Raw genomic sequence first — 14,369 nt, forward strand, 5'->3', positions numbered from 1 at the left:
GTCAGTGCCTCTCCGGGGGTGCGGTGGATGGTGGCGGCGATTGTGGGGACGGGGATTCTGGTGATTGCGGGGGTGGCGGTGCGGCCACGGCGGTTCCCGGGCCACGTCCGGCGAACCGGATTCCGATGCGCTCGGCGATCGACTGCTCGCTCGTGCCGGTGTGATCGATGACGGTGTAGGCCGGGGCCACCGTGAGGGTGGCGGGTCCGGCACCCGGTGTCGTGGCGTCGTCGGCGACGAGAACGAGCGTGCCAGGGATCACCAGCAGGTCGGCGTCACCGGTCACCGTCACGCGCACCCCGAGGTCGGAAACCGGCGCCAGGTCGGCGGACAGACGCCGGCGCGACGAGGCGGCGATCACCGTCAACGTGCCGCCGACCGGTTGGCACAGCGCAGCGGCCAACAGCACGGCGGTGCGCCCGGACCTGCTGTCGGTGGCGGCGCAGACCAGCGGCGCGGTCCCCGGCACTGCACCGGGGGCCGGTGACTCGTCGACGACGAGCACCGGTGCACTCGTCACCTCGGCGGCCATGTCGCGCCGGCTCGTGTCGATGACGACGACGTCGGCGGCGCAGTTGGCGGCCATCTCCTCCAGATCCGCACCGGGGTCGGAACTGAAGCGGCACAACACCGACACCGAACACACACCCTCGAGCCGGTTGCCCACCGCGGTCAGCTTCTCCACCGCCGACGCCATCGCCGAGAGGTCGGGTACCAACGGCGCCCCGAGTTCCAGACGCTGTGTGGGCCCGACGGCGGGCAACACGCCGGCGATCACCACGTCGGTGCCCACCCCGGCGGCGAGCAGTCGGCGGTGTCGGGTGAGGAGTTCGCCGACCTCGGCATCGAGGTCGCCGAGGACGATCATGGTGCGCGACGCCGTGCCCGCGGCCAGGGCCCGCCGCTCGGCGGCCGCGATGTCCCGGGCGATGACCGAGTCCGGGTAGATCACCCGCAGCAGCGGCTCGGCGAGGATCGTGGTGACCAGGGCCATGACCACCATCATCGCGAACAGCTCGTCGGAGAGGACCCCGAGTTGCTTTCCGGCACTGAGGATCACCAGTTCGGTGAGTCCACGGGTGTTCATCAGCACCGCGATCGCCGACGCCTGGCGTGACGGTATTCGCGAGAGTCGCGCGCCGGTGAAGGCCCCGGCGAACTTGCCGACGATCGCGACCGCGAGGACCGCGAGCAGTTGCCACCAGGCGTTGGGTCCCATACCGGCGAGGTTCACGCCGAGTCCGGTGACGACGAAGAACATCGGGAGCAACAGCAGGACGCTGACCTGCTCGAGTCGTTCGAGGATCTCGCGGGTGAGCGCTTCACCGCCCACCTTGGGCATGATCGCGCCGAACACGAAGGCACCGAAGATCTGATGGATGCCGATGATGTCGGTCGCCGCGGCCGAGCAGAACAACCCGATCAGGATGACCGCGAGGATGTCGGGCGTCATGCGACCGGCCCGGTCACGCCAGGTGACGAGCTTGCGCAGCAACGGCCGCACGATCAGGAACATCACCGCCACGTAGGCCGCCGTCAGACCGACGATGCGCGCGACCGCGAGCGGGCTGCCACCGGAGATGACCGCGATGACGAAAGCCAATGCGGTCCAGGCGATGATGTCGTCGACGGCCGCGGCAGCCAGACTGAACACACCCGGCGGGGTGCGCTGCATACCCCGATCGGTGAGGATGCGGGCCAGTACCGGAAACGCCGTGATCGACATCGCGATGCCGAGGAACAGGGCCATCCCGGTCAGGCCGATCTCCTTGCCGCCCACCACCTTGTTGGTCGGGTAGAGCACCACCGCGAGACCGACACCGAGCGCGAACGGCACCACGATCGAGCACACCGAGATGGTCGCGGCGGCCCGTTCACGTCCGGCGACCAAACGCATGTCGAGTTCGAGTCCGACGATGAACATGAACAGCACGAGCCCGATCTGGGCGAGCGCGCCGAGCAGCGGTTGCACCTCGGTGGGGAACAACGCCTCGGTCGGGTTTCCGGGCAACAGCCCGAGCAGGCTGGGGCCCAACGCGATTCCGGCCGCGATCTCACCGACGACCGCGGGCTGCCGGAAGGCCTGCGCGATACGTCCGCCGATCCGCGCGGCGGCGATCACCACCGCCACGTCGATCAGCAGGAAGGCCACCGTGTGTGCGTCCATCAGTCCGATCCCGTCACGATTCTCGCTACCCGGATCACGCCCGGGCGTGCGGGGACTCGAAGATGAAGTGCCGTCCCCCGATTCGCACGTGCGATCCGGGCGTCAGCAGGTGGGGTTGCCGAGGCGTCAGCCGGATCTCCCGGTTGCCCATCGCGGGGTCGCTGACGTAGGTGCCGTTCGCCGAGCCGAGGTCGATCAGGTGCACATCCCACTCGACCAACCGGATCTCGATGTGCCTGCGGGAGAGCTGACCCGACTCGTCCTGCACCCGGATGGGTTTCGGCGCGCCTCGGCCCGGACGGGTCGGCGCTCCCGGCTCACGTCCGATCACCAGGTCCTCGTCGAGCAGGTAGGTGGAGCCGTTGTCGAGCAACAGCCATCCCAGTGGCGGGCGCTCCCCTTCGACGAGAATGCCGGTCAGCTGATCCATCCGAATCCCGCACACCCCGCACAGCCAGGACCGCGGATGGTTCAGATGTCCACGACTACAGCGGATTCCGTGGACGTGAGCGCGTGACTCGACGAGCTTGACGACTTCGGTGGCGGGTTTCTGTTTTTCCTGCACCGGCAACGGTTCGCGTTGTTCGGGCACAGCGTCCTGCAAGGAGTCGACCCGGAAGTCGTGATTCGGCACCGGCGCCGGTGGTGGCGACTGGTCGCGGTGCGGCAGCGGATCACGCTGTCCCGATTCACGCTGCGGGGCCGCGGGTGCGGGGCGGTCGGCGCGGGCGAGCCCGGGGCGTGGCGGTTCGTCGGCGTCGTCCGGGGCCAGCGAGGACGACTGGAACTCCCGGGGCGGCTCCGGGGCCTTGGCGATCGACACCGGCTGTGCGGCCTCGGGCCGGGCCGGCTCGGGCCGATCCGGACCAGGATGGGCGGAGTCGGCTTGGGCGGGAACCCGTTGCGGTGCTTCGGGTTCCGGTGCGGAGTCCTGGGGTGCGGGGGGCTGGGGTGCCGGGCGCGGCGGTGTCGCGGCGCGCGGCTCGGGGGCCGCCGAGCCGAGATCGAGGACCTCGGTACCGCGCATACCCAGTGGGGTGTGCAGCAGGGCGCCGGCGGCCGGGACGAAACCCTCGACGAGATCGTAGGTTTCCTCACCGGGCTCGGCGGGAACGGCATCGGCGAGGTACAGCCCGAGACCCTCATACGGCCAGGGGATCGCCCGGTCGAACGGCTCGGACCCGTCGGCGCGCAGGCGACGACCATCGGCCTCACCGAAGACCGTGCCGCTCAGATAGATCGCGATCCCCACGCTGTCGGGTGCGGCGAAACCGATGTCGGCGACCTGATCGAGATCGGCGGTCGCCGCGAGTTGTGCCACCGCCCGCACCACGTGGCGACCGCGGCGCGGCATCCGGTCGGCGGTGGCCACCGCGTCCTCGATCGCAAGGATGTCGGGCAGCAGTGCACGAGCATTGTCCCCGAGCACACACAGGAACGCGGTCTTGCGGATGACGATCCCCGGGCCGGGCACCAACGTCACCAGCGGTGTCACACCCGGGCTTGGCACAGGAGCGCTCACACGAACCGCCCTCCCTGAAATCTCCAGTGCGGGAAGATCACCCGCAACGGCCCGTTGAGGACCACCCACACGACCAGCCAGGTCGTCACGAACTGCAGCGCATACGCACCGGCCGGGGGCGGGCCGAGATCGCCCGGGAAGATCGGCACGTACTGCACGACGAACCAGGCGACGACGCCCTCGTTGATCCCGGTGAGCAACCCGAACAACGTCGGCCAGTCCTTTTCCCAACGGAATTGTTGCAGAAGGTGATACACGAACTCCCACGCGACGCCGAGTACGACGACCACCGCGAGCACGAGGAACGCCACCGCATAGGTGTCGCCGAGCGCGGCGCCGTCGGGCAGAAACGGACCGATGATCAGCGTCCAGATCCCACCGACGATGCCCAGCACCAGGATTCGCGTCTGAATTCTTCCCCACAGGGTCGGCAACATGTCAGTCCACGCCCTTCCCGCGCGCCCAGCGCCACCACTGTGCCGTCGAGCGCCAGGGCGACAACCGTTTGCAGAAGCCCTGCTTCGCCAGGTCGTCGACGATCTCCAGCGCGGCGATCTGCAAACCGAGGAAGGTGTCGACGCCGGGGAAATAGCCACCGAGAGTGGCCGACCCGGACGCGTAGATCCGGCCGTTGCCGTTGCGAGTACCGATCAGCTCGAAGTTGCGGTCCACGTCCATCCGGCCGACCGGATTGATACCCGCGCCGGTGTGATCGAGCAGGTCGGCGAGCAACCGATGTTCGCGCACATCGGCTTCGAGTCCCGTGCAATCGATCACGTAGTCGGCGTACAGCTCGAAGGTCCCGTCGGGTCGGGCCTCCTGTGTGATCGAGGCGTGTGGGTCGACGCGAACCGTCGCCACCACGCCTTGTCCTCCGGCGGCGGGCACCAGTGACTCCGCCTTGCCGACCGCCACCCGGTACCAGCCCTCGCGACGGCCGCGCTTGAGCTGTTCCTGCCAGGAGTCGCGCACCGGTGTGTTGGTGCCGCCCATCTGTTTGTACGCCTCGGCGCGTTCGTGCCCCTCGAGTTTGCGCATCCGCGCCTTGAGCTGGCCACCCCACACCGACTTCGGATAGTTGAAGCCCTGATAGGCCCAGCCGTCTTTTCCCTTGCGCCGCATGAAGATATGCGGCCCGTGCGACTTGTCGACGTAGGTGCGGAACAGGTGCACGATCTGCGTCTGCAGACCGAGTGCGTCGCGGTCGTCGATCAGCCGCTGCAACACCCGCGAGGCGACGATGCCCGCGCCACGGATCATCACCGTTGCCGGCCGCCGCTGCAACGCCTGATAGATGTGCTCGTGCGGCTCATAGGCATTGACCACCTTGCTTGCATCCCGATAGGTCTCCCGGAACGCCTGCAGGTCGGGCAGCAATTTGATGCCGGGATAGCCGATCGCCACGTGCACCCACTGGCTACGGAACGCGATTCGCTTTGTCGGGGCCCCCACACCCGCCTCGGGCCCGCTCGGTGGCGTGAGGATCGTGAAGTACCCGCCGCCGGCACGGCGTCGGATCATCCGCACCTGGCCCTGTCGCAGGCACTGCAGATACCCGATGCGGTGGCATTCCTTCTCCATCGACTCGAAGGCGTGGCCCGCCTTGGGCGTGTAGTAGTTGGCGAAGATCGGTTCGACGGCGACACTCCAGAGCGGCTTGATCGATTTGGTCGCCCACGCCTCGCGGACAGCGTAGGACGGGAAGCCCCAGATGTTGTCCGGCGTGGACGCCGAATCCGATCGCAGCCGCTCACCACGCGGGATCTGCGAGACCCGCGTGAGGTATTCGTAGGAGTGCCACGGCACATCCTGCGGGCCGAGCACGACGATCCGGTCCAGTGGCACACCGCAGATCCGCAGGTAATCGACGGTGACGAACGACCCGATCCCCGACCCCACGGTCACGAACGGCACGTCGACGACCGGGATACCGGCCTGCTCGACCATGGCGTCGGTCCATACGTCGGTCTCGATGAGCTCCGGCGTGAGATCGCCTCGGCCCGAACGTGTTCGGCGTTCGGCGTCGTCGAAACCCCGCGATTCGGGACCCGGCAGCGGCGGGCCGGGCGGAGCGGGTTGCGGCCGGCGGGGTTGCGGCGGACGGGGATACGCGGGACCAGCCGGGCCGGGCTGGTACCGGCCGGGCTGCGGCGCACCCGGATGGCGGCCCGGCGGCCCGGGGCGCGGTGCGACACCCGGCGGCGGCCCCACCGGGCCGGGCGCACCCGGTGCGGGAACGTGGCGTGTCGGGTTCGCCGGCGGCACCGGCGGACGCACGCCGGGCTGATGGGGTGGCCCTCCCGGCCGGGGTCCGTGAGAACCGGGGCCCTGCACCGTCATCGTCGACTCCGCGCTGTCATCGCCGGCTCCGCATTCGGCCGACCAGGAGATAGGCCAGGATCGCGGCGGCACCGACGATCGCGATCACCGAGACGGCGATGAGCGCGGTCCGCGCGTTCGTCGACTTCTTCTGCGCCACCGGGATGACGTTCTGGGTGACCGTCGCCGGCGCCGACGACGACGGTGCAGTGCTACTCGGCAGCGGAATGGTCTGTTGCGGGACCTCTTGCACCGTGGTCGGTGCGACCGTCGTCGACGGTGTCCGGCTCGGGATGGACGGCGGTGCCGACGACGGCTCGGACGGCGGCGTCGAGGACACGGGCGGCTCGGAGGTGGTCGGCACCGTCGTGGTCTCCGAGGGCGTGTCGGAAGGCGACGGGGTCACGCTGCCGGGATCGTCGACCACCGGCGCCGACGGCGCGCCGCCCGGGGGTTCCGCGGACGCCGGCGCGCCCGTCGCGAGGACCGCCACCAGCAACGCCGCGGTCACCAGCAGGACCCGAACGGCGTGGCCTCGCAACGTTCGGGCCGGTCGCGCGGGACGCGGGAGCATGGTGTCCTCCGGTGGGTTCGACTGCATGACGCAGCCACTTTAACCCGTGACCGCCGGTGGCAGCGGAGTTAACCAATCGAACAGAGGACGACGCCGTCGCCGCTGGTGAGGGCCTATTCGGGCGCGGGAGCGGGCGTGCCCTTCGTCCGATTCGCCCGATCGCCGTACCGACGGCGGAAACGCTCCACACGACCCTGGGTGTCGACCAGACGGTTCGCCCCGGTCCAGAAGGGGTGCGAGTCGCTGGTCACGTCGACGACCACCAGCGGATAGGTGTTGCCGTCGGACCACTCCACGGTTGCCTCCGACGTCATCGTCGAGCGGGTGAGGAACGCGGTGCCGGTGGAGGCGTCGCGGAAGACGACCGGGTGGTAGTCGGGGTGGATGCCGGGTTTCATGGGTGGTCCTCTCGAGGGATGTCGGTGTGGTCGGCGAGTGCGGGGTCACCGAGGGTCAGGTCGTCGCACGGGTCGGTGTGTTCGGTGCCGAAGGGGTCGGGGAAGTGCGCCCACGCCCGGGGGCCGGCGGCCATCTCGTGGTCGTCGAGGCAGGCGCCGTTGAGCGCGTGACGAATGTGGTCGGGGTCGGCGCGATGGGTGATGACGACGAGTGCGCTGTGCCGGTCGCCGTGCTCGGGATGCCAGCGCAGGGCCGCCATCGCCCGTCGTTCCGGGTCCTGCTCGTCCTGTTCGTCGGCGTCCATCGCGGCCAGCCACCGGCCACCTTCGGCCACCTTCAGCGCCTCCCCCGCCGACTCCAACCAGAACGCCTGGTCGGGGCGGGTCGCCAGCCACAGTCGGCCGCGTGCACACACGACGCCGTCGAGGAGGGCGTCGAGCGCCTCGTGCAGCCGCCCGGGATGGAACGGACGATCGGCGTTGAATTCGACGATGCCGACCCCACATTCGTCGACCAGCGGCGGTTGGTGGCGCAGCAGCGGATCGTGCGGGCCGTCGATCCGGCCACGACGCGCATCGTCGGGGATCGCGCGCAGCAGTTGCATGATGGTGACCGCGGTCAACCGGCGCTGCGGCAGTTCCATGAGGATCGGTGCGCGCGGTGCGACCCGACGCAGCACCGCCATCAGCCGGGCCGATTGCCATGCGTCACGCATGACCGGGTCGGCGGCCGCGATGATCAGGGCGTCGGCGAAGGCGACCTGTCCCACCGCGAGTTGGGCCAGGGTGCGATCGTCGTCGTCGACACCCATCCCCGCCTCGGCCAGGGTGACGTCACCGGTGGCGTCCTCGAGCCATCCCATCTCCGAGACGCAGGCGATCGTCGCGGTGATCTGCACGTCCCGCCCGGCCGGACCGTCGACGAAACCCGGCATGTCGGCGACGATGACGTTGTCGATGGCCCAGCTCAACGCTTCCGGCTCCACGAGTGGGTCGAGACGCAACACGATCTCGTCGACCGAGTCCCGTTGATGCAGCCGACGTAGCAGCGGCAACAGGTCCTCACGCAGCGTGCAGGAGACGCAGCCGTGCTCGAGGACGACCTCGGTGATCTGCTCGACGGCGCAGCCGTCGGGGCTGACCGAGGTGACGGTGCGGATCACCCGGCCCGACGCGATGGCACCGAGATCGTGGTGCACCAGCACCGTGCCGGCCATCACGAGTGCGTGGGCTGCGCGCCCGACCGCGGCGGAATCGAGTCCGGTGACGAGTGTGACCGGCGTCCGGCGGCGCGTCGGGCCACCGGTCCCGTGCGAGTGCGGGTCGATCTCGATCACCCCTTCCATTGTTGGCAACAATTTTCATTTACAGGGCTTTCACGGTAGCCTTCTGCGGGTTCTAACGCCAATCGTTTTCAATAAGGAGGTGTGCATGTCTGCGCGTTGCCAGGTCACCGGCGCAACACCCGGTTTCGGTAAGTCGGTGTCGCACTCACACAAGCGGACCAATCGCCGCTGGAATCCCAACATCCCACGACGCCGGTTCTATCTACCCAGCGAGGACCGCCACGTCACGCTGCGGGTCAGTGCCCGCGGAATCAAGACCATCGATCGGCGCGGCATCGAGGCCGTCGTCGCCGAGATCCGCGCTCGCGGGGAGAAAATCTGATGGCCCGCAACGAAATCCGCCCGATCGTCAAACTCCGCTCGACGGCCGGCACCGGATACACCTACGTGACCCGCAAGAACCGCCGCAACGATCCCGATCGCATGGTCCTCAAGAAATACGACCCGATCGTTCGACGGCACGTCGACTTCAAGGAGGACCGCTGATGGCCAAGAAATCGAAGATCGTCAAGAACGAGAAGCGCAAGGAGATCGTCGCCCGCTACGCCGAGCGGCGCGCGCACCTCAAGGGTGTCATTGCCGATCCGACCGCGAGCCCGCAGGCGCGTGACGACGCCCGTTGCCGCCTACAGGCACTGCCCCGCGACGCCAGCCCGGTGCGCATCCGTAACCGCGACGCCGTCGACGGCCGTCCCCGGGGCTACATCGGCAAGGCCGGCCTTTCCCGAGTCCGCTTCCGCGAGTTGGCACATCGCGGCGAGCTGCCCGGGATCGCAAAATCCAGCTGGTGACCTCGCACCGACACCTTCTACATCCATCCACCCCTTCAGGAGGACATCCATGCCCCCGTCGAACACCAAGCGCGGCAAGCGCCGTGACGAGACCCCGCAACGAGCACGAAACAAGCTGACCGCCATGGGCATACACCCGACCGGTCGGGATCCGGTGGACTACAAGGACATCGAGACACTCCGGCAGTTCATCTCCGATCGCGGCAAGATCCGCCCGCGTCGGGTCACCGGTCTGACCCCACAGCAGCAGCGTCAGGTCGCCACCGCGATCCGCAATGCGCGAGAAATGGCGTTGTTGCCCTTCGACTCCCGACGCTGACGCCGGGTTCAACCGCCCTGGAGCTCGAGGCTGATCTCCTCGGCGTCGAGCTGATTGAGGACTCGCGACAACGCCTCCGACGAGTAGCTGCCCTCGCGGCGCAGACTCAACAGGCGTGCACGCTGGACCGCGATGATCTCCCGGCGCACCGCCCGCATCTGTGCGCGCTCGGCGAGGTTCAGGCCATAGGTGGCGCCCGTTCCGATGACGGGTCCGGGGTTCGCCCCCTCGCTTCTGTCCCCGTCGATCATGTCCTCGTCGTCGGCATCTTCCTCACCGATGTCTTCGGCCTCACGAGTGGCCTGCTCGATACGCGCACGCAGCCAAGGGATCTCACGTACCACCTCGGATTGCGCCATTGCGGCCTGCATGGTGGCGTCCATGTCGGCGCGCAGTCGCAGGCGTTCGGCGCGTTTGTCTTCGACGGTGTCGGGCAGTCGCAGTCTGCGGATCAGCCACGACAGCGTCCCGCCTTGGAGGAGCAGTGACGCGGCCGCCACCACGAACGCGGTCAGCACCAGCAGTGAGCGGGAGTGGGTGTCGTCGGGCAGGGTCTGAGCGGCGGCGACGGTGACGACGCCGCGCAGACCTGCCCACACCATGATGACGCCCTCTTTGCGCCCCAAGGGCGCGTCGTCGTAGTAGTCGATGTCGGCCAGCGCCCGGGTGATCCGCGCGTTGATCCGACCCGCGGTCTCCGGCGACATCGTCGTCGGAGACGTCTTGTCCGGGTCGGGATGGCGACGGAGGTGGAACCGGCGTCGCCACCGCGTGAATCGGCGGCGGACCCGGGCGTCGTCGCGTTTCGACGCCCCTGCCGTGGCGGTCGCGGTGTAGTTCTCCAGGATCGGCCGCATCGCCTCGCCGCGCTGGCGTCGGCGATCGACCCACCACACCAGCGGCACGATGTAGACGGCCCGGATCGCCAGCGCCACCCCGAGCGCTGCCAGACCGAGCCACACCGCGTGCTGCACCCCGTTGTGTTCGTTGACGACGTCTCCCATGAGGCCGAACAACTCCAGGCCCATGAGGAAGAAGACGCCGCCCTCGGCGAGCATCGCGACCATCCGCCAGTTCTGGGTGTCGGAGATGCGGTGGCGCGGGGTGAGGAATCGCGTGGCCCCCGCGCCGGTGATCAGCCCGGCCGTGACGGCCGCGACCAACCCCGACGCACCCAGTTCCTCGGTGGGCAGATACGCCAGGAACGGCACGGTGAACGAGATCGCCGTGTTGACCGCCGGGTCGTGGACGCGAGCCCGCACACGCAGATTGAGCATCCCGACGACCGCGCCGATCGCCACGGCCAGCACCACCGCGTAGACGAAGTTGACCAGCACTCCCCAGAAGGAGATGGTCGCGGCCGTGGCCGCGATCGCGGCCCGCAACAGCACCAGCGAGGTGGCGTCGTTGAGCATGCTCTCGCCCTCGAGCACCGCGGTCACCCGCGACGGCACGCCGAGTTTCTTGGCGATCGAGGTGGCCACCGCGTCGGTGGGACTGACGATGGCCCCGAGCGCCACCCCGGTGGCCAGGCCGATCCCGGGAACCACCACCCGGAAGAAGAACCCCAGGGCCAGCGCACTGACCAGCACGAGCAGCACCGACAGCGCGCTGATCGTCCCGAAGTCGCGACGGAACTCCATCGCGGGCATCTGCACGGCCGCCGCGTAGAGCAAGGGTGGGAGCACGCCGACGAGAATCCATTCCGGGTCCAGGTGCAGCGCCGGAACGATCGGCATGATGCCGATGGCCGCGCCGATCACCACCAGCGCGAGTGCCGCGGGCACACGAATACGCGGAGCGATCTCGGTGACGGCCACGATGAGCAGAATCGCTCCGACGACGATCAGGATCTTCTCCATGACCCACATCGTCTCCCGAATGCCGGTGCTCGAGCCAGACGAAGTCGAACGGCGGCTGGGTCGATCGTAGGTAAGGGGCGAACCGCGCAATACCGTACGAGCATCCGGCAAACATGAGGACACGTGGCACACCGCCGACTGTGACATTGACTGTTGACACAAGCGGGTGGGCGCCCCTACCGTCAATGACAACGATTGTTGTCGCATCACGCCCGACGCCACCGGCGTACGACGCCCCACCGATCTCGGAGGAGACCGACGATGACCCAGGCTCTCAAGTACGTCCCCGAACACGACAAGTCCGACGCCGACAACAACTACAACCAGGTCCTCGAAGACCTGTCGGCCGCGTCGGTGCACCGCAACTTCGACCCCTACCTCGACATCGACTGGGACGCCCCGGAGATGGCGGTCGTCCCCGACGACCCGCGGTGGATCCTGTCGTATGACGTCGACCCGATCGGGCGCCACCCGTGGTATCAGGCGCTCCCGCAGGACAAGCAGATCGCGATCGGCATGTGGCGCCAGGCCAACGTGGCCAAGGTCGGCCTGCAGTTCGAGTCCATCCTGATCCGCGGCCTGATGCAGTACAGCTTCGCACTCGACAACGGCGACAAGCGGTTTCGCTACACCACGCACGAATCCAAGGAGGAGTGCAACCACACCCTGATGTTCCAGGAGCTGGTGAACCGCATCGGGATGGATGTTCCCGGGGCCAAGACGTTCTATCGCCGGGTCTCGATGTTCGTTCCCCTCGTGTCGACGATCTTCCCGACGGTCTTCTTCTTCGGCGTACTCGGCGGCGAGGAGCCGATCGATCACCTGCAGAAGGACTTCCTGCGTACCACCGACAGCCTGCACCCGGCGATGGCCGCGGTGATGCAGCTGCACGTCGCCGAGGAGGCGCGCCACATCTCCTTCGCCCATCACCACCTGCGCGAGACGGTCCCGAAGAAGAACCGTTTCCAGCGCTTCGTCCTGTCGCTGGCGCTACCGATCGCGATGCGTCTGCTGCTGGGCGCGATCATGGTGCCGCCGCGCAGTTTCCGTCGCGAGTTCGACGTCCCGGACGCAGTGATGCGCGAGATCTTCTGGCGGTCACCGGAATCCAAGCGCGTGCGACGCAACGTCTTCGGTGATGTCCGGATGCTCGGCGAACAGTGCGGCCTGATGAATCCGGCCTCCCGGACGCTGTGGCGTGCACTCGGCATCTCGGGCCGGTCGTCGCGGTTCCGCAGCGAACCGGTCTACACCGCGCCCTGATCGCCCCGTCCATCGGTCGCCCCGACTCTCTCGGTCGCCGCATCCCTCGGTCGCCGATCACCGGCGTAGCAAGCGTCCGGTCCCTTCCGTAGAAGCAAGAGATCGCCCATCCCATGCCCCATGTAGTCACCCAGGCTTGCTGCGGCGACGCGTCGTGTGTGTACGCGTGCCCGGTGAACTGTATCCATCCGACGCCCGACGAGCCCGATTTCGGTATCGCCGAGATGCTCTACATCGACCCCAACACCTGCGTCGATTGCGGAGCCTGCGTCACCGCGTGCCCGGTCGGCGCGATCACGGCGTCGCATCGTCTCACCGACGGCCAGGAACGGTTCATCGACATCAACGCGTCGATGTACGCCGGCACCACCTCGGGTGCCGCTGGCTCGCGGATCGGGCTGACCGAAGCCCGATTCCCTGTCGATCCGGGCCGCCGGTTGCCGCTCGCGCCGATCAGCCACCCCGATGCGCTCGCGGTGGCCGGGAAAGTATCGGTCGGCATCGTCGGATCGGGGCCGTCGGCGATGTACGCCGCCGACGATCTGCTGCGGTATCCACAGGTGAGCGTCACGATGTACGAGCGGCTCGATCGACCGTTCGGGCTGGCGCGCTTCGGCGTGGCCCCCGACCACGAGTCGACCCGCACCGTCATGCGCCTGTTCGACGACATCGCGGGCCACCCGCGTCTGGAGATCCGGCTGAACACCGAGATCGGCCGCGACCTCACCCTCGAAGACCTCCGGGCCCGGCACACCGCGGTGATCTGGGCGGGCGGCGCGCCCACCGATCGGCGTCTGCAGATTGGCGGCGCCGACGCCCGCGGCGTGACCAGCGCGACCTCCTTCGTCGGGTGGTACAACGATCATCCCGATTTCGCCGACCTCGACGTCGACCTGTCATCTCCCGAGGCGGTGGTGATCGGTACCGGCAATGTCGCCCTCGATGTGGCGCGCATCCTCGTCCGCGATCCCGACGATCTCGCCGGTACCTCCATCGCTGCCCGTGCGCTCGCGGCGTTGCGCTCATCCGCGGTGCGCCGGGTGACGGTGGTCGGCCGTCGCGGCGCCGAACACGCGGCGTTCACCCTGCCCGAACTCGTCGGGCTCGTCGACGGCGGCATCCCGGTGACCATCGACGCCGACGACGTCCCCGACCCGGCGTCCACGACCGATCCGACCGCTCGCGCCAAACTCGAGGTGCTCGGCGAAATCGCGGCCCGCCCGACCCCGACGGTTCCGCACATCCGTTTCGCGTTCGGCCGTGCGCCACGCGAGATCCGCGTCGTCGACGGCCGCGCCAACGGGGTGGTCACCGACCGCCCCGACGGCACCTGCGAGGTCCTCGACGCCGGGCTGGTGTTGACGTCGATCGGGTACCGGGGCCGTCCCGTGCCCGGACTACCCTTCGATGATGCCGCGGGCGTGGTGCCCCATTCCGGTGGACGCGTCATCGCCGACTCATCGACCGGAGACGCGATGCCCGGCATGTACGTCACGGGATGGATCAGGCGTGGGCCGTCGGGGTTCATCGGCACCAACAAGACCGACTCCGCGGAGACGGTCGGGTCACTCGTCGACGACCTCGAGAGCGGCGTGCTCACCGCCGCGGGAGGCTCGCGGCGAGGGATTTTATCCCGACTCGGCCGCAGCTGATCCCCACGAATTTGTGGACAGCTCTCACGTTTTAGTGGACGGAATGTCCCCGGAAAACGGGAACGGTCACGATTTGGCGTCCTTTGACTTTTGCCTGTGAATCGCCTGCTGCGCATCTCCCCACCGCCGAGTAACGTCGTCGGCGCGAATGGGGGT

General features: G+C 68.4%; 14 protein-coding genes. 6 read left to right on the plus strand and 8 right to left on the minus strand.

The genetic code is table 11. The features are described 5' to 3' along the window. Position 1 precedes the first annotated feature (1 nt). The 7 genes from GOPIP_RS10195 to mrf form a co-directional block, all read right to left on the minus strand. Positions 2–2,167, minus strand: coding sequence for a cation:proton antiporter (locus GOPIP_RS10195; RefSeq protein WP_006369578.1), 2,166 nt, complete (start codon positions 2,165–2,167; stop codon positions 2–4). A gap of 34 nt (positions 2,168–2,201) precedes the next feature. Continuing rightward, entirely contained in the window at positions 2,202–3,689 is a 1,488-nt protein-coding gene (locus GOPIP_RS10200; RefSeq protein ID WP_006369579.1) for an FHA domain-containing protein, read from the minus strand. Beyond that, on the minus strand, positions 3,686–4,126 hold the full coding sequence (locus tag GOPIP_RS10205) for a hypothetical protein (RefSeq protein WP_006369580.1): 441 nt from the start codon (positions 4,124–4,126) through the stop codon (positions 3,686–3,688). The genes GOPIP_RS10200 and GOPIP_RS10205 overlap by 4 nt, the downstream gene beginning before the upstream one ends. A 1-nt stretch (position 4,127) precedes the next feature. Beyond that, positions 4,128–5,744: an FAD/NAD(P)-binding protein gene (locus GOPIP_RS10210; RefSeq protein ID WP_035727685.1), complete on the minus strand. Its 1,617-nt coding sequence runs from the start codon at positions 5,742–5,744 to the stop codon at positions 4,128–4,130. Between the two features lie 301 nt (positions 5,745–6,045). After that, positions 6,046–6,609: a hypothetical protein gene (locus tag GOPIP_RS29045; protein WP_168436298.1), complete on the minus strand. Its 564-nt coding sequence runs from the start codon at positions 6,607–6,609 to the stop codon at positions 6,046–6,048. A gap of 86 nt (positions 6,610–6,695) precedes the next feature. Then, positions 6,696–6,980: a type B 50S ribosomal protein L31 gene (locus tag GOPIP_RS10220; RefSeq protein ID WP_006369583.1), complete on the minus strand. Its 285-nt coding sequence runs from the start codon at positions 6,978–6,980 to the stop codon at positions 6,696–6,698. Next, positions 6,977–8,326, minus strand: a complete 1,350-nt coding sequence (mrf, locus tag GOPIP_RS10225) for a ribosome hibernation factor-recruiting GTPase MRF (protein WP_210739787.1) — start codon at positions 8,324–8,326, stop codon at positions 6,977–6,979. Before mrf ends, GOPIP_RS10220 begins: the two co-directional genes overlap by 4 nt. Before the next feature lie 85 nt (positions 8,327–8,411). Here mrf and rpmB point away from each other — a divergent pair, with 85 nt between their 5' ends. The 4 genes from rpmB to rpsR are packed head-to-tail and all read left to right on the plus strand — an operon-like array spanning position 8,412 to position 9,436. Beyond that, positions 8,412–8,648 carry a 50S ribosomal protein L28 gene (gene rpmB, locus GOPIP_RS10230; protein ID WP_006369585.1) on the plus strand — a complete coding sequence of 79 codons (237 nt, stop codon included), beginning with the start codon at positions 8,412–8,414 and terminating at the stop codon, positions 8,646–8,648. After that, positions 8,648–8,812 carry a 50S ribosomal protein L33 gene (rpmG, locus tag GOPIP_RS10235; RefSeq protein WP_006369586.1) on the plus strand — a complete coding sequence of 55 codons (165 nt, stop codon included), beginning with the start codon at positions 8,648–8,650 and terminating at the stop codon, positions 8,810–8,812. Before rpmB ends, rpmG begins: the two co-directional genes overlap by 1 nt. Continuing rightward, positions 8,812–9,117 (plus strand): 30S ribosomal protein S14, encoded by a 306-nt coding sequence (gene rpsN, locus GOPIP_RS10240; RefSeq protein WP_006369587.1) that lies wholly within the window; start codon positions 8,812–8,814, stop codon positions 9,115–9,117. Before rpmG ends, rpsN begins: the two co-directional genes overlap by 1 nt. A 49-nt stretch (positions 9,118–9,166) precedes the next feature. Then, entirely contained in the window at positions 9,167–9,436 is a 270-nt protein-coding gene (rpsR, locus tag GOPIP_RS10245) for a 30S ribosomal protein S18 (protein ID WP_006369588.1), read from the plus strand. An 8-nt stretch (positions 9,437–9,444) separates the two neighbouring features. Here the strand turns inward: rpsR and GOPIP_RS10250 are convergent, their stop codons facing one another. Further along, positions 9,445–11,298, minus strand: a complete 1,854-nt coding sequence (locus tag GOPIP_RS10250; protein ID WP_006369589.1) for a cation:proton antiporter — start codon at positions 11,296–11,298, stop codon at positions 9,445–9,447. Between the two features lie 261 nt (positions 11,299–11,559). Between GOPIP_RS10250 and GOPIP_RS10255 the strand changes: the two genes are divergently transcribed. Both GOPIP_RS10255 and GOPIP_RS10260 read left to right on the plus strand, forming a co-directional pair. Beyond that, complete coding sequence (locus GOPIP_RS10255; RefSeq protein ID WP_006369590.1) at positions 11,560–12,561, plus strand: AurF N-oxygenase family protein; 1,002 nt, start codon at positions 11,560–11,562, stop codon at positions 12,559–12,561. Positions 12,562–12,674: 113 nt separating this feature from the next. Next, a complete protein-coding gene (locus GOPIP_RS10260) occupies positions 12,675–14,213 on the plus strand; it encodes a 4Fe-4S binding protein (protein ID WP_006369591.1) in 1,539 nt (512 codons plus the stop codon). Positions 14,214–14,369 lie beyond the last annotated feature (156 nt).

This window comes from Gordonia polyisoprenivorans NBRC 16320 = JCM 10675 (assembly GCF_000241325.1).
GTDB lineage: Bacteria > Actinomycetota > Actinomycetes > Mycobacteriales > Mycobacteriaceae > Gordonia > Gordonia polyisoprenivorans.

Bases quoted from the DNA above. Each gene is read 5' to 3' on its own strand.
- GOPIP_RS10255 (WP_006369590.1), top strand. From the start codon at position 11,560: ATGACCCAGGCTCTCAAGTACGTCCCCGAACACGACAAGTCCGACGCC.
- rpmG (WP_006369586.1), top strand. From the start codon at position 8,648: ATGGCCCGCAACGAAATCCGCCCGATCGTCAAACTCCGCTCGACGGCC.
- GOPIP_RS10260 (WP_006369591.1), top strand. From the start codon at position 12,675: ATGCCCCATGTAGTCACCCAGGCTTGCTGCGGCGACGCGTCGTGTGTG.
- GOPIP_RS10195 (WP_006369578.1), bottom strand. From the start codon at position 2,167: ATGGACGCACACACGGTGGCCTTCCTGCTGATCGACGTGGCGGTGGTG.
- GOPIP_RS10205 (WP_006369580.1), bottom strand. From the start codon at position 4,126: ATGTTGCCGACCCTGTGGGGAAGAATTCAGACGCGAATCCTGGTGCTG.
- GOPIP_RS10220 (WP_006369583.1), bottom strand. From the start codon at position 6,980: ATGAAACCCGGCATCCACCCCGACTACCACCCGGTCGTCTTCCGCGAC.
- GOPIP_RS29045 (WP_168436298.1), bottom strand. From the start codon at position 6,609: ATGCAGTCGAACCCACCGGAGGACACCATGCTCCCGCGTCCCGCGCGA.
- GOPIP_RS10250 (WP_006369589.1), bottom strand. From the start codon at position 11,298: ATGGAGAAGATCCTGATCGTCGTCGGAGCGATTCTGCTCATCGTGGCC.
- rpmB (WP_006369585.1), top strand. From the start codon at position 8,412: ATGTCTGCGCGTTGCCAGGTCACCGGCGCAACACCCGGTTTCGGTAAG.
- mrf (WP_210739787.1), bottom strand. From the start codon at position 8,326: ATGGAAGGGGTGATCGAGATCGACCCGCACTCGCACGGGACCGGTGGC.
- rpsN (WP_006369587.1), top strand. From the start codon at position 8,812: ATGGCCAAGAAATCGAAGATCGTCAAGAACGAGAAGCGCAAGGAGATC.
- rpsR (WP_006369588.1), top strand. From the start codon at position 9,167: ATGCCCCCGTCGAACACCAAGCGCGGCAAGCGCCGTGACGAGACCCCG.